Origin of the sequence: Lacticaseibacillus camelliae DSM 22697 = JCM 13995 (assembly GCF_001311195.1) — a bacterium.
In the GTDB taxonomy this organism is placed as follows: domain Bacteria; phylum Bacillota; class Bacilli; order Lactobacillales; family Lactobacillaceae; genus Lacticaseibacillus; species Lacticaseibacillus camelliae.
On sequence record NZ_BBAJ01000002.1, the window covers coordinates 12,274 to 30,151 of the forward strand.

The following is a 17,878-nucleotide window of genomic DNA, read 5'->3' on the forward strand; positions in this document are numbered from 1 at the left end:
TATAATCTTTTAAGTGTGAAAAACACACAACCCACATCAGGGTAAGATCGTCTGGCCGGTGCTTCGGGAGAAGTGGCCAAGCGAGTTGACGACTCTGAGAGGAATAAAACCATATGGAGGACTACACATGTCTGTATTAAGCATGAAGCAATTGCTTGAAGCTGGTGTCCACTTCGGTCACCAGACCCGTCGTTGGAACCCAAAGATGAAGCCATTCATCTTCACGGAACGCAACGGGATCTACATCATCGACCTGCAAAAGACGGTCAAGATGATCGACGACGCCTATAACTTCGTCAAGGAAGAGGCTGCTGATGGCGGCGTGTTCCTGTTCGTCGGCACCAAGAAGCAGGCTCAGGATGCGATTCAAGAAGAAGCCACTCGCGCCGGTCAGTACTATGTCAACCACCGTTGGCTTGGCGGTACGCTGACCAACTGGAACACCATCCAGACTCGGATCAAGCGCCTTAAGGACATCAAGAAGATGGCCACTGATGGGACCTTCGATAAGTTGCCGAAGAAGGAAGTTTCCCTGCTCAAGAAGCAGCAGGCCAAACTTGAGAAGTTCCTCGGCGGGATCGAAGACATGCCTCGCATCCCAGACGTGATTTTCATCGTTGACCCACGCAAGGAAAAGATCGCCGTTCAGGAAGCACAAAAGCTGAACATCCCGATTGTTGCGATGGTCGACACGAACTCTGATCCTGACGACATCGATGTCATCATTCCTTCAAACGATGACGCGATCCGTGCTGTTCGCCTGATCACCTCCACCATGGCTGATGCCATCATTGAAGGCAACCAGGGTGAGGACCAGACCGAAGACGCTGATGCTGACCAGCAGCCAGCTGACGACGCACCTAAGTCCGATTCGATCGAAGACATTGTGAACGCCGTTGAAGGCGACAACACGAAGCCTGCTGCCGAATAATTAAATCGTAAGTTAGACTCAGCCGTCTGTGCTTTGCAGCAATTGCAGGCGCAGGCGGCTTTTTTTTAAAACAAACTTTAGGAGGAACTCAAGAAATGGCTATTACCGCAAAGCAAGTCAAGGAACTGCGCGACCGCACTCAGGTCGGCATGATGGATGCGAAAAAGGCACTGGTTGCCGCTGATGGCGACATGGACAAGGCAATCGACGTTCTGCGCGAAAAGGGCCTCGCAAAGGCTGCTAAGAAGGCGGGCAACATTGCCGCTGAAGGGTTGACCGCCATTACGGTTGACGGGAACGCTGCTGCCATCATCGAGGTCAACTCGGAAACCGACTTCGTGGCGTCCAACGACAAGTTCCAAAACTTTGTGAACGGCGTTGCCAAAGCCGTTGCGGCGGGCAAGCCGGCTGACATGAACGCTGCCCTGAAGCTCGACGTTGACGGCCAGACGGTCGACGAAGCGGCCAAGGCGTTGACCGCTGTCATCGGCGAAAAGATCGACCTGCGCCGCTTCACGGTGGTCGAAAAGACCGACGGCGATCACTTCGGCGCATACCTGCACAACGGCGGCCAAGTCGCTGCGCTGGTCACGCTTGAAGGCGGCGACGACGAGACGGCCCACGACATTGCGATGCACGTGGCAGCCATCAACCCGCAGTACCTGGATCGCACTCAGGTGCCAGCCGATGAGTTGAAGAAGCAGACCGACTTGTTCACCAAGGAAACGGTTGATGAAGGTAAGCCAGAAAAGATCGTGCCGCGGATCGTTGAGGGCCGGGTCAACAAGTGGCTGTCCGAGATCTCCCTGGTGGATCAGGAGTTCGTGAAGGATTCCGATAAGACCGTTGCCGAATACGCCAAGAGCAAGGGTGCAACCGTTAAGGGCTTTGTTCGCTACGAAGTTGGTGAAGGCATCGAAAAGAAGCAAGATAACTTCGTCGATGAAGTCATGGGTCAGATCAAGGACTAGTTTCTTTTTGGGGGTCACGCTTGGTGCGTGGCCTTTTTTTTGCGAAGGCGGGTCACGCTCGTTGGGGCAAGGCCTACTCTGGTATGGTAAACTAGTAACAGCAACTCAGGAAGGGACAACTCTCATGATCAAATACAAACGCATTGTACTCAAAGTTTCTGGTGAAGCGCTTGGCGGTGAAAGTGGCGCCGGCATTCAGCCACCGGTCATCAAGCTGATCGCCGAGCAGATCAAGCAGGTCCATGATATGGGCGTGCAGATCGCGATCGTGTGCGGCGGCGGCAACATCTGGCGCGGCGAAACCGGCGCGGCGATGGGGATGGAACGTGCCCAAGCCGATTACATGGGGATGCTGGCCACCGTGATGAACGGGCTGGCGCTGCAGGACAGCCTCGAAAAGCTTGGTGTGGCGACCCGCGTGCAGACTAGTATCGAAATGCGCCAAATCGCGGACCTTACATCCGGCGGAAGGCTGTTCGGCACCTTGAAAAAGGGCGCGTCGTGATTTTCGCCGGCGGCACGGGTAACCCGTACTTCAGCACGGATACCACGGCGGCACTGCGGGCGGCTGAAATTGGCGCCGACGCGATTCTGATGGCGAAAAACGGCGTTGACGGCGTTTATTCCGCGGATCCGAACAAGGACGCCAACGCAACGAAGTTTGATCACCTCAGCCACATGGACATCATCACAAAGGGGTTGAATGTCATGGACTCCACTGCCAGCACCTTATCCATGGATAATGACATTCCGCTGGTCGTATTCAATTTGAATGATCCGGACAACATCAAGAAGGTCGTTGAGGGCGAGCACATCGGCACAACGATCCAAGGAAAGGATTAACATGGCGAACCAAATTATTGATGACGCCAAGGCGTCAATGAAGAAGTCTGAGGACGCATTGTCCCGCCAGCTCGGCACAATCCGGGCCGGCCGCGCCAACGCCAGTCTGCTTAACCGCATCGAAGTTGAGTATTACGGCACGAAAACCCCGCTGAACCAAATTGCGGCGATCACGGTGCCAGAAGCCAGGGTCCTATTGGTTAGCCCGTATGACAAGTCCAGCTTGAAGGATATCGAGTCCGCGCTGAATGCGTCAGATCTGGGCATCAACCCGGCGAATGATGGCAACGCGATTCGGTTGGTCGTTCCCCAGCTGACTGGCGAGCGGCGTGCTGAAATCGCCAAAGAAGTGGGCAAGTTCCAGGAAGAAGCCAAGATCGCGATCCGCAACATTCGGCGCGACGCTTTGGACAAGCTGAAGAAGCAGGAAAAGGCCGGTGACATTACGGAAGACGACCTGCACCGCGGCGAAAAAGACGTCCAAAAGGTCACCGATGACTCTGCTAAACGCATTGAAGCCATTGCGGCAGCTAAGGAAGAAGAAATCAAGGAAGGCTGATCACCAGCCTCGGCCCGCGTGTCTCGCGCGGGTTTTTTGTTGTCAGCTGACGTTTGCCGGACCGGAGAGTCGGCACAGCAACTGCGGCCGCTTTTTCAGCGGGCCGTTTTCTGCTACAATACATTAGATGTGACTAGTTTCACGATGGAGGAATTTCTGTTGGCCAATCAATCACTTGATCCCACACGCATTCCCGCGCATGTCGCCATCATTATGGATGGCAATGGCCGCTGGGCCAAAGCCCGGCACCTGCCGCGCGTCGCCGGGCATAAACAAGGCATGGAAGTTGTCAAAACCATCACCAAGGCGGCGAGTCGTCTTGGCATTAAGGTGCTCACGCTTTATGCTTTTTCAACCGAGAATTGGAAACGGCCCACCAGCGAGGTTTCATACCTAATGAGGCTGCCAGTCGACTTTTTCGGCACATTTATGCCTGAGCTGATTCAGGAAAATGTGCGCGTGCAGGTGATGGGCGAGCTCGATGCCTTGCCGGCAAAAACGCGGCAGGCCGCCGATGACGCGATGGCTGACACTGCGCAAAACACGGGCATGATCCTCAACTTTGCGCTGAACTACGGCGCGCGCGACGAGCTGGTCCAAGCCGCTCGCAGCATGGCGCAGGAGGCCAAGGAAGGTCAGCTCGACCCCACTTCAATCGATGCGCAGGTTGTGGCTGATCACTTGATGACGCGCCACTTGGCGCCTTGGCGGACCCGGATCTGCTGATCCGCAGCAGCGGGGAGGAGCGGCTGTCAAACTTTTTGCTGTGGCAGCTGGCTTATTCCGAGCTGGTGTTCACCGATACTTATTGGCCTGATTTTACCGGGGCGGTGCTTGAATCCTGTATCGTTGAGTATCAGGCACGTGACCGCCGGTTCGGCGGATTAACAAGTTAACGGAGGTTGGTTATGAAACAACGAATCATTACAGCGGTGGTGGCGCTGATCATTTTCATCCCGATCCTGATCCTTGGCGGGGTCTGGATCGAGGTCGCCGGGTGCGCACTGGCTGTCATTGCACTGTCAGAAGTGTTCATCATGCGCAAGAAGATCATTGTCTCGTTTGATTTTCTCATCTCCGCGCTTGGCGTGCTGGCGGTAACGGTGCCGGACAGTCTGCTCAAATGGCTGCCGGCTTACATTTCTCGGCTCGACGTCATTTACTTGTTCGTGGTGCTGCTGCTTTTGAACACGGTCGCCAGCAAGAACAGGACGACTTATGACGACGTCGCCGTGTCCGCCTTGTCGATTTTTTACATCGGCACCGGCTTCCACTATTTCATCATGCTGCGCAACGACCCGAACGGAGGTTGGATACGTTGCTGTTCGCGATGCTGATTGTGTGGCTGACGGACTCCGGCGCTTACTTCTGCGGCCGGGCGTTCGGCAAGCACAAACTGTGGCCGGCGATCAGCCCCAACAAGACTTGGGAAGGCAGCCTCGGCGGCAACCTGACGGCGCTCATCTTTGCGGCGATCTACTTGAACTTCTTCCCGCAGGCATACGGCTTTTGGCCGATGATGGGAATCGCACTGGTGCTTTCAATTATCGGCAGCCTCGGCGACCTGATTGAGTCGGCGCTGAAACGCTTTTACGGTGTCAAGGACTCTGGCAAGATTCTGCCCGGGCACGGCGGTATTTTGGACCGGTTCGACAGCATGCTGTTGGTCATGCCGATGATCCATTTCTTCGGGATCCTTTAACCGCATTGCAGAGTAAGGAGGGCCTATGACAACAATTATCGAATTTTTGGTCGTGTTTGTGATCCTGGTGCTGGTGCACGAATTCGGCCACTTTATTTTTGCCAAGTGGTCCGGCATTCTGGTCCGTGAGTTTTCCATCGGCATGGGCCGAAACTCGTTGCCTGGCACAAGAACCACACCACCTATACGCTGCGCCTGCTACCGCTGGGCGGTTACGTCCGCATGGCAGGCTGGCAGGATGAAGACGATGAGATCAAGCCGGGAACGATGCTTGCCATCGAGGTCAACGACCAGAATGTCGTCGAGCGAATCAACTTATCCAGTAAAACCACGCTCCAAGGCGGCATCCCGGTCCAGGCGGACAGGGTCGATCTGCAGCATGACCTGACAGTGGTCGGCTACGAAAACGGCGATGAGTCTGAGCTCAAAACCTGGTCCGTCGATCACGACGCCACCATCATTGAGGAAGACGGCACCGAGGTGATTATCGCCCCGGATGACGTCCAGTTCCAAAATGCCAAGCTTTGGAAACGGATGCTGGTCAATTTTGCCGGTCCAATGAATAATTTTCTGTTGGCCATTGTGGTTTTCATCGGCGTCGCACTGTTCAACGGCGTGGCCGTGACGAACACCAATCAAATCGGCAAAATCGAGCCGAATTCGCCCGCGGCCGCGGTGGGGCTGAAAGCGGACTCGCGCATTGAATCCATTGGCGGCACCAAGATCTCGGCGTTTGAAGATATTCAGGGTGCTGTGGCCCAGTACCGCGGGCGCACCACGACGCTGGTCGCCACCAAGGATGGGCAGACTCAGCACTTGACGATCCGGCCAACCAGCGACGGCACGATTGGCGTGTACGCTAAGACCACCAAGGCGCCACTGGCGGCGATCAAGTCTGGCTTCACCACCACCTGGGCCTATGTTACCGGCATCTTCCACGTCCTCGCTCAGATGGTCACTGGTCATTTTTCCCTGAACCAGCTGGCCGGGCCAGTGGGCATTTACACCATGACAGCAACTGCCGCCAAGGGTGGGCCGATGAACTTGATCCTGTTCTTAGGCGGCCTGTCGGTCAACCTGGGGATCATGAACCTGATCCCGATTCCGGTGCTTGATGGCGGCAAAATTTTACTCAACCTGCTTGAGGCAATTCGGCGCAAGCCGCTCAAGCAGGAGCACGAAGCCTGATCACCCTGATCGGGGCCGGTGTGATGTTCGCGTTGATCATTGCGGTGACCATCAACGATATCATGCGTAGTTTTTAAACCCTTTGGAGGAAAGTCATGAAACAATCTCGAATGTTCATCCCCACAGAAAAAGAAGTTCCCAGTACTGCCGAGGCCAAGTCGCATCAGATGATGCTGCGGTCCGGTTTCATCCGGCAGGTCGCGGCCGGAGCGTATGCCTATCTGCCTTTGGCCGAGCGCGTGCTGCAAAAGATCGAGGCGATTATCGATGACGAAATGAGTCAGATTTCCGCCGTGAAGATGCAGATGCCCAGCCTCTTGCCGGCTGAACTCTGGCAGGAGTCAGGCCGTTACGAAACCTATGGGCCAAACCTGTTCAAGCTGAAGGATCGCCACGACCGCGACTTCATTCTCGGCCCGACGCATGAGGAAACCTTCACGGACCTCGTCCGCAACGACCTGAACTCGTACAAGAAGATGCCGCTGGTGCTCTACCAGATCCAGACCAAGTACCGCGACGAGGATCGCCCGCGTTACGGTCTGCTGCGCTCCCGTGAGTTCATCATGGAGGATGTCTATTCCTTCACGGCCAACACAGATGATCTAGACACCATATACAGCCAAATGGAAAAGGCCTACACCAACATTTTCAACCGGCTGGGCCTGAACTTCCGCGCGATTGTCGGGGACGGCGGCGCGATGGGCGGCAAAGACTCCAAGGAGTTTTCCGCCATCGCCGACATTGGGGAGGACACGATTGTTTACTCGGATTCCTCCGATTATGCGGCTAACCTGGAAATGGCCACCAGCATGAACGTGCCGGCCACCACCCATGAAGAGGCTGCGGCGATGACCCCGGTGGACACCAAGGACGCCAAGACCATTGCTGAAGTCGCAGACTTTTTGAAGGTCCCGGCCAGCAAGTTGATCAAGGCCGTGCTCTTCATTGCCGACGAAAAGCCGGTGCTGGCTTGGTTCGCGGCGACTATGAGGTCAACGACGTCAAACTCAAGAATCTGCTGAACGCGGATTATCTCGACATGGCCACACCAGATCAAGTTAAGGAGTACATGCACGCTGAAATTGGCAACATTGGGCCGGTCAACGCCCCAGAAGACGTGCAGCTCATCGCCGACAACAGCTTGACCGGGCTGGTCAACCTGGTCGCGGGGGCCAACCAAGCGCACACCCATTTGACCAATGTCAATCCGGGCCGCGACTTCACCGCCGCCCAAACCGCGGATATTCGCTTCGTTAAGGAAGGCGAGGTTTCACCGGATGGCCAAGGGGTGCTGAAGTTCACCAAGGGCATCGAAATTGGTCACATCTTCAAGCTGGGCACGCGCTACACCGAGGCCATGGGGGCCAATTTCTTGGACGAGAATGGCCGCGCTAAGCCAATCATTATGGGTTCGTACGGCATCGGCGTGTCGCGCCTGCTGTCGGCGATTGCTGAGCAGACACTGGACGAGCATGGTCTCGTTTGGCCGCGGGCCGTTGCCCCATTTGACGTGCATGTTGTGCCCGTCAACCTGAAAAAGCAGGCGCAGGCCGATCTGACTGATAAGATCACGAAGCAGCTGGAAAATGAAGGGTTTGCGGTGCTGGTGGATGATCGCAACGAGCGTCCTGGCGTGAAGTTTGCGGATTCCGATTTGATCGGCATTCCGGTCCGCGTCACCGTTGGTAAGAAGGCCGAGGACGGGATCGTTGAGCTCAAGTTGCGCAAGTCAGGCGAGACGCTTGAAGTTAAGTCTGAAGAGTTGATTTCATCGCTCAAGATCTTGCTTGACCACGCAGAATAATTTAACTCACCAAAGCGGCGCCGAGTCCGACTCGGCGTCGTTTTTTGCGCTCGTGGGCGGCTTGTTTGGCCCCTGAATTCGGGGTAACATGGTTGCATCATCAAAAAGGGAGTGGCTTTTTTGGCGCTATCAAAAGCAGAAATGTTTCAAAAGCTGATCGAGCAGGCAAGCCTGCCTGACCCAATCAAGCAAGATCCGGCCTTGGCCGGGGCGACGGTCGAAGCCGTCACTATTCACAGCCGCTCCAAGCGTTACGAATTTGTTCTGGGGACGCTGCGGTCTTGCCGTATGCTGTTTTCCTTCAGCTGGAATCGCATATTAAGTCCGCCTTCAAGGGCATCGCCGAAGCCAGCATCAGCGTGTCGCCGGCGACGGTCGACCTTGCTGCCAAGCATTTGTCCGCATACTGGTCCTACGTGGTCGCCAACGCCGGGATCGAGTCGGCCATTGTGGCAGAAACATGCATGAATCAGACGCCGCGGTTTGAGGACGGTAAGGTCACCCTGACAGCCGTAAACGAGCCCGTGCGCCAGTTTTTGATTCAACAGGGGCTGGGCAAACTGGTCGAAACTTACGCCCAGGTGGGACTGCCTGGCGTCAGCGTCGAGGCCACGGTCGACGCCACTGAATCCGAGGCCAACCTGGCCGCGTTTAAGGCGCAGAAAGCCGAGGAAGCGGCCGCCATGGCCAAAAGGGCGCAAGCAGTGGTTGCCCAGCGCGAGCAAAACCCGGCCCCCAGTGGCCCAGTGCAGATCGGCCGCGGCTTAAAGAGTAGCGAGACCCCGACCCAGATGGTGGCAATCACCCAAGAGGAAAACGCCGTTCTGATCGAAGGCTACGTGTTTGACGTCGAGGTGCGCCAGTTGCGCTCCAAGCGGTCGCTTTTGATTGCCAAGGTCACAGACTACACGTCCAGCTTTATCGTGAAAAAAAATTCAGCAACGGCGCCGACGACGAGGCCGCCTTTGGTCAAATCAAGGAAGGCATGTGGCTGAGGATCCGCGGCAGCGTGCAGGAGGATTCGTATTCTCGGGAGCTGACCGTGATGGCACGCGACATGGTGGAAGTGCCCCACGCTCAGCCCCAGGACACGGCCGAGGGGGAAAAGCGCGTCGAGCTGCACCTGCACACGAATATGAGTCAGATGGACGCGCTGCCGAGCATCACTGCCTATGTCAACCGAGCCAAGGCCTGGGGTCAAACCGCCATCGCGGTGACCGATCATGCCGGCTTGCAAGCTTATCCTGAGGCCCACACGGTGGCCACTCAAGCCAAGATCAAGATGCTGTACGGCGTGGAGATCAACCTCGTCGATGACGGGGCCCCGGTCGCTTACAACGCGGACGAACCGCGGACTTTGGCCGATGCGACTTACGTGGTGTTCGACATTGAAACGACCGGTCTATCGGCGGTCTACGACAAAGTGATCGAAGTGGCGGCGGTCAAGATGAAGGATGGTAAGGTGATCGACTCGTTTGAGGAGCTGATCGACCCGGGGTTCGCGCTGTCCGAATTTACGATCAACTTGACCCACATTACTGACGACATGGTGCGCGGCTCCAAGACCGAAGCTGAGGTCTTGAGACTGTTCCGGCAATTTTGCACGGGTAGCATTATGAGCGGACACAATGTGACGTTTGACGTCGGCTTTGAACAAAGGGTACGAGCGCTTGGGCGAAGAACCGATTCAAAACCCCGTGATCGACACCTTGGAGCTGTCCCGCATGCTGCACCCGGAGCGCAAGAACCACAAACTTGACACGCTCACCAAGGCCTATAAGATTCCTCTGAATCATCACCACCGGGCCAACGCCGACGCGGAGGCAACGGGGTACTTGCTGTTCGCGCTGGAAAAAGAGGCGCTGAAAAAGTACGACATTGAGCAGTTGAACCAGCTGAATTCGCGCATCGGCGAGGACGAAGCCTACAAGCAAAGCCGCCCGACGCACGCCATCGTGTTCGCTAAAACGCAGGCGGGGCTCAAGAATTTGTTCAAGCTGGTCAGCCAGTCTAACATCGATTATTACTACCGGCTGCCGCGCGTCCCGCGGTCCGTACTGCAAAAGTTTCGCGAGGGGCTGTTAGTGGGTTCGGCCTGCGCGTCTGGTGAGGTGTTCGTCGCCGCGATGCAAAAAGGGGCCGCTGAAGCCGCCAAGCGGGCGAAGTTCTACGATTATCTCGAAGTCCAGCCGCTGGCTAACTACCAGCCGCTGATCGACGGTGGGCTGGTGCAGGGGCAGGCCCACCTGCAGGAAATCTTGAAGACCATTATCAAGATCGGGCAGGACCAGAACAAATTGGTGGTCGCGACCGGTGACGCCCACTACTTGGACAAAAACGATGCGATTTACCGCAAGATTCTGATTCACAGTCAGGGCGGTGCCAACCCGCTCAATCGGCATGAGTTGCCTGACGTGCACTTCCGTTCCACCCAGGAGATGCTGGATGCATTCGCCTGGCTGAAGGATGATGCGCTGGCGCATCAGCTTGTCGTTGAGAACACGCACAAGGTGGCGGACATGATCGACGGCGACATCACACCGGTCAAAAAGCGTCTCTACACGCCAAACATTCCCGGTGTTGAAGACCACCTGCGCACCGACGTCATGAGCACCGCGCACAAGCTATACGGCGATCCGCTGCCTGAAATCGTGCAGGCGCGTTTGGACAAGGAACTTAAAAGTATTATTGGGAACGGGTTCTCGGTGATTTACAACATCGCCCAGCAGCTCGTGCTCAAGTCGAACAAGGACGGATACTTGGTCGGGTCCCGGGGGTCGGTTGGCTCGAGTCTCGCGGCCACGATGTCTGGCATCACAGAAATTAATCCGCTGCCGCCGCATTACCGCTGTCCCCAGTGCCAGTACTCCGAATTCTTCACCAAGGGCGAGTATGGCTCCGGTTTTGACCTGCCAGACAAGGCCTGTCCGAAGTGCGGCGCCAACATGGTCAAGGATGGCCAGGATATCCCGTTTGAAACCTTCCTGGGGTTCAAGGGGGATAAGGTGCCAGATATTGATTTGAACTTCTCCGGGGACTACCAGCCCATCGCGCATAACTACATCAAGGTGCGGTTTGGGGAGAACCACGCTTTCCGGGCGGGGACCATCGGCACCGTGGCGGACAAAACCGCATACGGCTATGTCAAAGCCTACGAGCGCGACACAGGCCAGATGCTGCGCGGAGCGGAAATTGACCGGTTGGCCAAAGGCGCGACTGGTGTCAAACGGACCACCGGCCAGCACCCGGCGGGGATCTTGATTGTGCCGGAAGACATGGATATCTACGATTTCTCGCCGATCCAGTATCCCGCCGACGATCAAAGCGCCGCCTGGAAGACGACCCATTTTGATTTTCACTCGATTCATGACAACATCCTCAAAATGGATGTGCTGGGACATGATGACCCGACCATGATCCGCATGCTGCAGGACCTTTCCGGGGTCGACCCGAAGAGTATTCCAATGGACGACCCCGGCGTCATGTCGCTGTTTTCGAGCCCGGATATTTTAGGGGTGACGCCTGAGCAAATCAATTCGAAAACCGGGACGCTGGGCGTGCCGGAGTTTGGGACCCGCTTCGTGCGGGGGATGCTGGAAGAGACGCACCCGAAGAAGTTCTCCGAGCTGCTGCAGATTTCTGGTCTGTCCCACGGCACCGACGTGTGGTTAGGCAACGCCGAAGAGCTGATTCAAAACGGCACCGTGACCATCAAAGAAGTCATCGGCTGTCGTGACAACATCATGATGGACCTCATCCACTGGGGGATGGACGACTCCATGGCGTTCAACATCATGGAACATGTTCGTAAGGGTCGCGGCATTCCTGATGAGTGGCAGCAGGCCATGCGGGATAACCCCAATGTGCCAGACTGGTACATCGATTCATGCCTGAAGATCAAGTACATGTTTCCCAAGGCGCACGCGGCTGCGTACGACCTTATGGGCCTGCGTATCGCCTGGTTCAAGGTCTACTACCCGCTGGTGTACTACGCTTCTTACTTCTCTGTGCGCGCTGAGGACTTCGACCTGGTGGCCATGAGCCACGGTAAGGAGTCGTTGAAGGCGGCAATCAAGGCCATCACTGATCAGGGCAACGACGCGTCGGCCAAGGACAAAACTTTGCTGACAGTGTTGGAGCTGGCCAATGAATGCCTTGAGCGCGGCTTCACCATTAAGATGGTCGACATCAACCACTCTGATGCGCATGATTTTCTGATTTTGGATGACCACACGCTGCTGGCGCCGTTTCGGGCGGTGCCTGGCCTCGGAGATAACGTGGCCAAGCAGATCGTGGCGGCGCGCGAGGAAAAGCCGTTTCTTTCCAAGGAAGACTTGGCTAACCGCGGCAAGGTCTCCAAGACGCTGATCGATTACATGACTGAAAATCATGTGCTCGACACGCTGCCTGATGAAAATCAACTTTCGCTGTTTGATTCGATGTTCTAGCGGCGTAAGGCCGGCGCGATTTGGTGTTGCATTGGAAAGGGTTTTATGCTAGATTATCCATAGTAGTTAAATCCTTTGAGGAGGAGTGAGCAGAGATGCTCACTCCTTTTCTTAGGAGAGGTAACGGCTGCCGGAAACCAGACAGCCAGGACAACAACCTAAAAGGGGGGAAAGACTTGAGCACGGTTGTCGAGACAGTGAAACAAATCGTTGATCCAATCCTTGAAGCCAACCATTTCGACCTGAGCAACATCGAGTTTGTGAAGGAGGGCGGCAGCTGGTATTTGCGGGTCTACATCGATAAGCCAGGTGGCATCACGCTCAACGAGTGTGTGATGGTCTCAGAGGCCTTGTCCGAGAAATTGGACGCCATGGACCCTGATCCCATCCCGCAGGCCTACTTCTTGGAAGTTTCCTCGCCAGGTGCCGAGCGGCCGCTGAAGACCGACCAAGACTTTAATAACGCGGTCGGGGAATACATTCATATTTCCTTGTTCCAAAAGCTCAATGGTAAAAAAAAGTGTTCGAAGGGACCCTTAAGGCCCTTGACGAGGATACTTTGACTCTGGAGCTGAAAGACAAGGCACGCAGGTTTGATCAGGCATTTGATCGCAAGACGATCGCAAACGCCCGTCTGGCCATCGAATTTTAAGCGGCAATCCCGCTGGCAAAGGAAGGAACAACATGTCAAAGGAAATGATTGAAGCCCTTGACGCCCTCGAGACCGAAAAAGGCGTCAAAAAAAGAAGTTGTGATTGAGGCGCTTGAAGACGCGCTGGCCTCGGCGTACAAGCGTAATTACGATCAGGCACAAAACGTCGACGTCGAGTTCGACAAGGACCAAGGCGACATCCACGTGTACGCGGTCAAGGAAGTCACCGAAGAGGTGTTCGATTCCCGGCTTGAAGTCAGTCTGAAGGACGCGTTGGCCATCAACAAGGCCTACGAGGTCGGCGACAAGATCAAATTTGAGGTCACCCCGAAAGACTTTGGGCGCATTGCGGCGCAAACGGCCAAGCAGGTCATCATGCAGCGAGTGCGGGAAGCGGAACGCGGCATCATTTACGATGAGTACTCCCAGTACGAAAACGAGATCATGACGGGTGAAGTTGAACGCCGCGACAACAAGTTCATTTACGTGAACTTAGGCAAGATTGAAGCGGTCCTTGGCCGCGGCGATCAAATGCCAAACGAGCAGTACGAACCTCACGACCGCATTAAGGTTTTCGTGTCCAAGGTCGAAAACTCCAGCAAGGGCCCACAGGTCTTTGTTTCCCGGACCAACCCGGGTCTGGTCAAGCGCTTGTTTGAGCAGGAGGTGCCGGAGATTTTTGACGGGACCGTTGAAATCGCGGGCATTGCCCGTGAAGCTGGTGACCGCACGAAAATCGCGGTGCGTTCGACTAATCCGTCTGTCGATCCGGTCGGCACCACGGTTGGCCCACGGGGCGCCCGGGTGCAAGCGGTCGTCAATGAGCTCTCGGGCGAGAACATGGACGTCGTGCAGTACGAGGAAGACCCGGTGGATTACATCGCCAATGCCTTGAACCCGGCGCAGGTCATCGCCGTTCAGTTCAACGACGAAGACAACGACCGGTCTTGCACAGTGATCGTGCCAGATTACCAGCTGTCGTTGGCGATCGGCAAGAAGGGCCAAAACGCCCGGCTTGCAGCTAAGTTGACCGGCTACAAGATCGATATCAAGGCGGAATCGGACGTCGAATTCGTCGATGATGATGAGCTCGAGGAAAACGACGAGCAAGTCGAAGAGGCCCAAGCTGACCAGTCCGAAGTCGCACCTGACACAGCCCCAGCATCAGACGCGCCGTCTGATGAAGCAACAGCGGCTGATGCCACAGGCGATGAGGCTGAGCCGGACTCGGCCGAGGCTAAGTAGGAGGCAGCCATGAAAAAGCGCAAGATCCCGATGCGCAAAGACTTGCTGTCGGGAGAGATGTTTCCGAAGAAATCCTTGGTGCGGATCGTGCGGCAGGCGGATCAAACCGTCGCCATCGATCCCACCGGTAAGGCTCAGGGCCGCGGCGCTTATGTCGCACTTGACCCAGAAGCCGTGAAGCAGGCTCAAAGTAAACACATCATTGAGAAGGCGTTTGACGTCGCGGTCGATGACAGTTTTTACTCTGAGCTTTACGCCTACGTCGACCATCAGAAGGCTCGCCAAGAGCTGTTCGGCGACCAGGCATGAATAAGCAGCAAGCGCTAAACTTGCTGGGGCTGGCGCAGCGAGCCAACCGGCTGACGGCCGGTGAGGGCTTCGTGCTTGCGGCGATTCGCGATCAGAGTGCCAAGTTGGTGCTGGTCGCCTCCGACGCCTCAGCGAATACCAGAAAAAAAGTTTTCCGATAAAGGCAGCTTCTACCAGGTCCCAGTCAATTTATCATTGACGAGCCTGGAGCTGAGTTCTGCGATCGGCCGCAAACGGTCCGTCATCGCGGTGCAAGATCGCGGCTTTGCAACGAAGCTGGTCAAGCTGCTCACCTAAAAAAAGACAGGGAGCGTGAAGAAATGGGCAAACAACGAGTTTATGAATTTGCCAAAACTCTCGGCGTCCCGAGCAAAACCGTGATCGACGCGGCAAAAGCTCAGGGCATCGAGCTCAAGAATCATATGTCAACGTTGGACGAAAAGCAGGAGGCTGCTTTGACGTCTGCGTTGCACGCAAAGCCGGCGAACGCTGCACCTAAAGCAGCGGCCAAAGCAGTTGCAAAACCGGCAGCCAAGGCGGTCGCAAAGACTGAGGCCAAGGCAGAAGCCAAACCAGCCGACAAACCAGCCGCTAAAGCTGAAGGCAAGCCTGCCGCAAAAGCAGAAGCTAAGGCTGAAACAAAGTCCGAAGCTAAACCTGAGCAAAAGCGTCTGCCAGTGCAAAGCCGGCAGAAGGCAAGAAGGTCCCAGGGACACACCACATGCCGCAAAAAAACGGCTGATGGGAAGACCCTGATTTCGAAGTCTGCCATCCGCCGGCCGCACAATACTCAGGCCAACGCGCGCGGTGGCCGGTTCAACCACACCGACAACCGCAATGGCCAAGGCCAAAACGGCGGTCAGCAGAATGCCGGTAACCGCAGTGGCAACCGGTCCACGGATAACCGCAACGGCAATCGGCAAAATGATAACCGGGGCGGCTACAACAACCGTGCGACCGACAACCGTAATGGCAATCGGCGCAACGACAACCGCCGCGGCGGCGATCGCTACCTGAACCAAACCAACGTCAGCCCAATGCCACGGGCCGGTCGGCGGACCCAAGCCAATGGGAACCCACGGCCAGTTGCCGGCAATGACGAAAAGTTCATTAAGCAGCTGGAAGAAAAGCGTCAGCAGGAGAAGGCCAAGGCAGCGGCCAAGCGTGAAACCGAAAAGGCGCTTGAAAAAGCTGCCGAAGAAAAACCGATCGCAGCCGCGTACACTGCACCGGTGCCGCCTGCAGCGGAGAAGCCAGCGAAGCCGAATGACAACCGGCGGACCGCGGATCACTCGAGCAATAACAATGAGAGCCGTGGCCGCAGCAGTCGTGGTGGTTACAACAATCGTGGCGGCTACAACAACCGTGGTGGCTACGGCAATTCGAATCGCCGCAACAAGAAGAACAAACGCAGACAGCAGACGCAACCGAAGAAAGAAATGCCACAGCGCAAGGAGCGGCCATTGCCAGAAAAACTCATCTACACTGTCGGAATGAACGCGCAGGATCTGGGCAAGATCTTGCACCGCGAGCCTGCCGAGATCATCAAGAAGCTCTTCATGCTTGGCGTCATGGTCAACCAGAACCAGAGCTTGGATAAGGATACGATCGAACTGGTCGCAACCGATTACGGCATCGACGCCGAGCAGAAGGTCGAAGAAGACATCACCGACTTGGACAAGATGTACAACGCCGAAGTCAAGAATAAGGACACTCAGACACCGCGGCCCCCAGTGGTCACGATCATGGGTCACGTTGACCACGGGAAAACCACCCTGCTCGATCGTCTGCGTCACACGCATGTGACCGAAGGCGAAGCCGGTGGGATCACGCAGCACATTGGCGCTTACCAGGTCAAGCTCAAGGACCGGCTGATCACGTTCCTAGATACGCCAGGGCACGCGGCGTTCACGAACATGCGGGCGCGTGGTGCCGACATCACCGATATCATCGTGCTGGTGGTTGCCGCCGATGATGGGGTCATGCCTCAGACAATCGAAGCCATCAACCATGCCAAGCCGCGAACGCGCCAATGATCGTTGCCATTAACAAGATCGATAAGCCGGGTGCAAATCCGCAAAAAGTTACTGAAGAGCTGATGAAGTACGACCTTGTGCCTGAGGATTATGGTGGTGACACCATCTTCGTCAACATTTCGGCGAAATTTGGGAAGAACATCGACGAACTGCTGGAAATGATCCTGCTTGAGGCGGACGTCCTTGAGCTCAAGGCCAACCCTGACCAGAAGGCCATTGGGACGGTCATTGAGGCCCGGCTGGACAAGGGCCGCGGCCCAGTGGCCACGGTGCTGGTTCAGGAAGGCACACTGCACGTCGGTGACCCAATCGTTGTCGGGCACACCTTTGGTCGCGTGCGGACCATGACCAACGATCATGGTCGCCACGTCAAGGATGCCGTTCCTGCAATGCCAGTCGAGATCACCGGTTTGAATGATGTGCCGCAGTCGGCGGACAAGTTTGTCGTCTTTGACGATGAAAAGACCGCTCGTGCGGCCGGTGAAAAACGGGCTCAGCAGGCGCAGGAAGAAGATCGTCAGCAGACCCACCACGTCACGCTCGACAACCTGTTTGAAACCATGAAGGAAGGTCAACTCAAGGAAGTTGACATTATCATCAAGGCGGATGTCCAGGGTTCCGTTGAGGCGCTGGCCAATAGTCTGAAGAAGATCGACGTCAAGGGCGTGCGGGTGAACATCATTCACCAGCCGTCGGCGCGATCAACGAAAGCGACGTCACGTTGGCCTCGGCTTCAAATGCGGTCATCATTGGGTTTAACGTGCGGCCAACGCCGCAGGCCAAGGCCCAGGCCGACTCCGAAGACGTGGATATCCGGTTGCACCGGGTCATCTACAAGGCCATCGAGGAAGTTGAATCCGCGATGAAGGGGATGCTGGAGCCAACTTACGAAGAGAAGGTCACCGGCAATATCACCGTGCGTGAGACCATTCCGGTTTCCAAGATTGGGACGGTCGTCGGCGGATACGTCGACAGTGGCTTCATTCGCCGTGATTCCAAGGTCCGTTTGATCCGAGACGGCATCGTGAAGTATGAAGGCGAGCTGGGCTCTTTGCGGCGGTTTAAGGATGATGTGAAGGAAGTCCGGCAGGGCTTCGAACTCGGGCTGACCATCGATGGTTACAACGACATCAAGGTCGATGATCAAATCGAGGCGTACACGATGGAAGAGGTTCCCGTCAAGTAACCTC

The 17,878-nt window shown here is 56.1% G+C and carries 4 protein-coding genes and 11 pseudogenes; all 15 read left to right on the top strand.

What is annotated here, in order from left to right; genetic code table 11:
• The first annotated feature begins 127 nt into the window (after window positions 1–127).
• The 15 genes and pseudogenes from rpsB to infB all read left to right on the top strand — a co-directional run bounded on the left by rpsB (window position 128) and on the right by infB (window position 17,874).
• The gene (rpsB, locus tag JCM13995_RS00480; RefSeq protein WP_054661422.1) at window positions 128–931 is read left to right on the top strand and encodes a 30S ribosomal protein S2; all 804 of its coding nucleotides are present in this window, start codon (window positions 128–130) and stop codon (window positions 929–931) included.
• Between the two features lie 95 nt (window positions 932–1,026).
• Complete coding sequence (gene tsf, locus JCM13995_RS00485) at window positions 1,027–1,902, top strand: translation elongation factor Ts (RefSeq protein WP_054661425.1); 876 nt, start codon at window positions 1,027–1,029, stop codon at window positions 1,900–1,902.
• Window positions 1,903–2,026: 124 nt separating this feature from the next.
• Window positions 2,027–2,745 (top strand): annotated as a pseudogene (gene pyrH, locus JCM13995_RS00490) (UMP kinase).
• A 1-nt stretch (window position 2,746) separates the two neighbouring features.
• Window positions 2,747–3,304, top strand: coding sequence for a ribosome recycling factor (gene frr, locus JCM13995_RS00495; RefSeq protein WP_054661428.1), 558 nt, complete (start codon window positions 2,747–2,749; stop codon window positions 3,302–3,304).
• A gap of 144 nt (window positions 3,305–3,448) precedes the next feature.
• Window positions 3,449–4,200: pseudogene (gene uppS, locus JCM13995_RS00500) on the top strand (undecaprenyl pyrophosphate synthase).
• Between the two features lie 12 nt (window positions 4,201–4,212).
• Window positions 4,213–5,006: pseudogene (locus JCM13995_RS00505) on the top strand (phosphatidate cytidylyltransferase).
• A gap of 25 nt (window positions 5,007–5,031) precedes the next feature.
• Window positions 5,032–6,271 (top strand): annotated as a pseudogene (gene rseP / locus JCM13995_RS00510) (RIP metalloprotease RseP).
• Window positions 6,272–6,289: 18 nt separating this feature from the next.
• Window positions 6,290–7,998: pseudogene (locus tag JCM13995_RS00515) on the top strand (proline--tRNA ligase).
• Between the two features lie 120 nt (window positions 7,999–8,118).
• Window positions 8,119–12,446: pseudogene (locus tag JCM13995_RS00520) on the top strand (PolC-type DNA polymerase III).
• Window positions 12,447–12,622: 176 nt separating this feature from the next.
• Window positions 12,623–13,098 (top strand): annotated as a pseudogene (gene rimP / locus JCM13995_RS00525) (ribosome maturation factor RimP).
• A 32-nt stretch (window positions 13,099–13,130) separates the two neighbouring features.
• Window positions 13,131–14,343, top strand: a pseudogene (gene nusA, locus JCM13995_RS00530) (transcription termination factor NusA).
• A 9-nt stretch (window positions 14,344–14,352) separates the two neighbouring features.
• The gene (gene rnpM / locus JCM13995_RS00535; RefSeq protein ID WP_054661431.1) at window positions 14,353–14,652 is read left to right on the top strand and encodes an RNase P modulator RnpM; all 300 of its coding nucleotides are present in this window, start codon (window positions 14,353–14,355) and stop codon (window positions 14,650–14,652) included.
• Window positions 14,649–14,949: pseudogene (locus tag JCM13995_RS00540) on the top strand (ribosomal L7Ae/L30e/S12e/Gadd45 family protein). The gene rnpM and the pseudogene JCM13995_RS00540 overlap by 4 nt, the downstream one beginning before the upstream one ends.
• Window positions 14,950–14,972: 23 nt before the next feature.
• Window positions 14,973–15,062: pseudogene (locus tag JCM13995_RS17940) on the top strand (translation initiation factor IF-2 N-terminal domain-containing protein); the annotation flags it as partial.
• A gap of 342 nt (window positions 15,063–15,404) precedes the next feature.
• Window positions 15,405–17,874, top strand: a pseudogene (gene infB, locus JCM13995_RS00545) (translation initiation factor IF-2).
• The last annotated feature ends 4 nt before the right edge of the window (window positions 17,875–17,878 follow it).

Excerpts from the sequence above, each read along its gene's own strand:
- rnpM (WP_054661431.1), top strand. The coding sequence starts at position 14,353 with ATGAAAAAGCGCAAGATCCCGATGCGCAAAGACTTGCTGTCGGGAGAG.
- rpsB (WP_054661422.1), top strand. The coding sequence starts at position 128 with ATGTCTGTATTAAGCATGAAGCAATTGCTTGAAGCTGGTGTCCACTTC.
- frr (WP_054661428.1), top strand. The coding sequence starts at position 2,747 with ATGGCGAACCAAATTATTGATGACGCCAAGGCGTCAATGAAGAAGTCT.
- tsf (WP_054661425.1), top strand. The coding sequence starts at position 1,027 with ATGGCTATTACCGCAAAGCAAGTCAAGGAACTGCGCGACCGCACTCAG.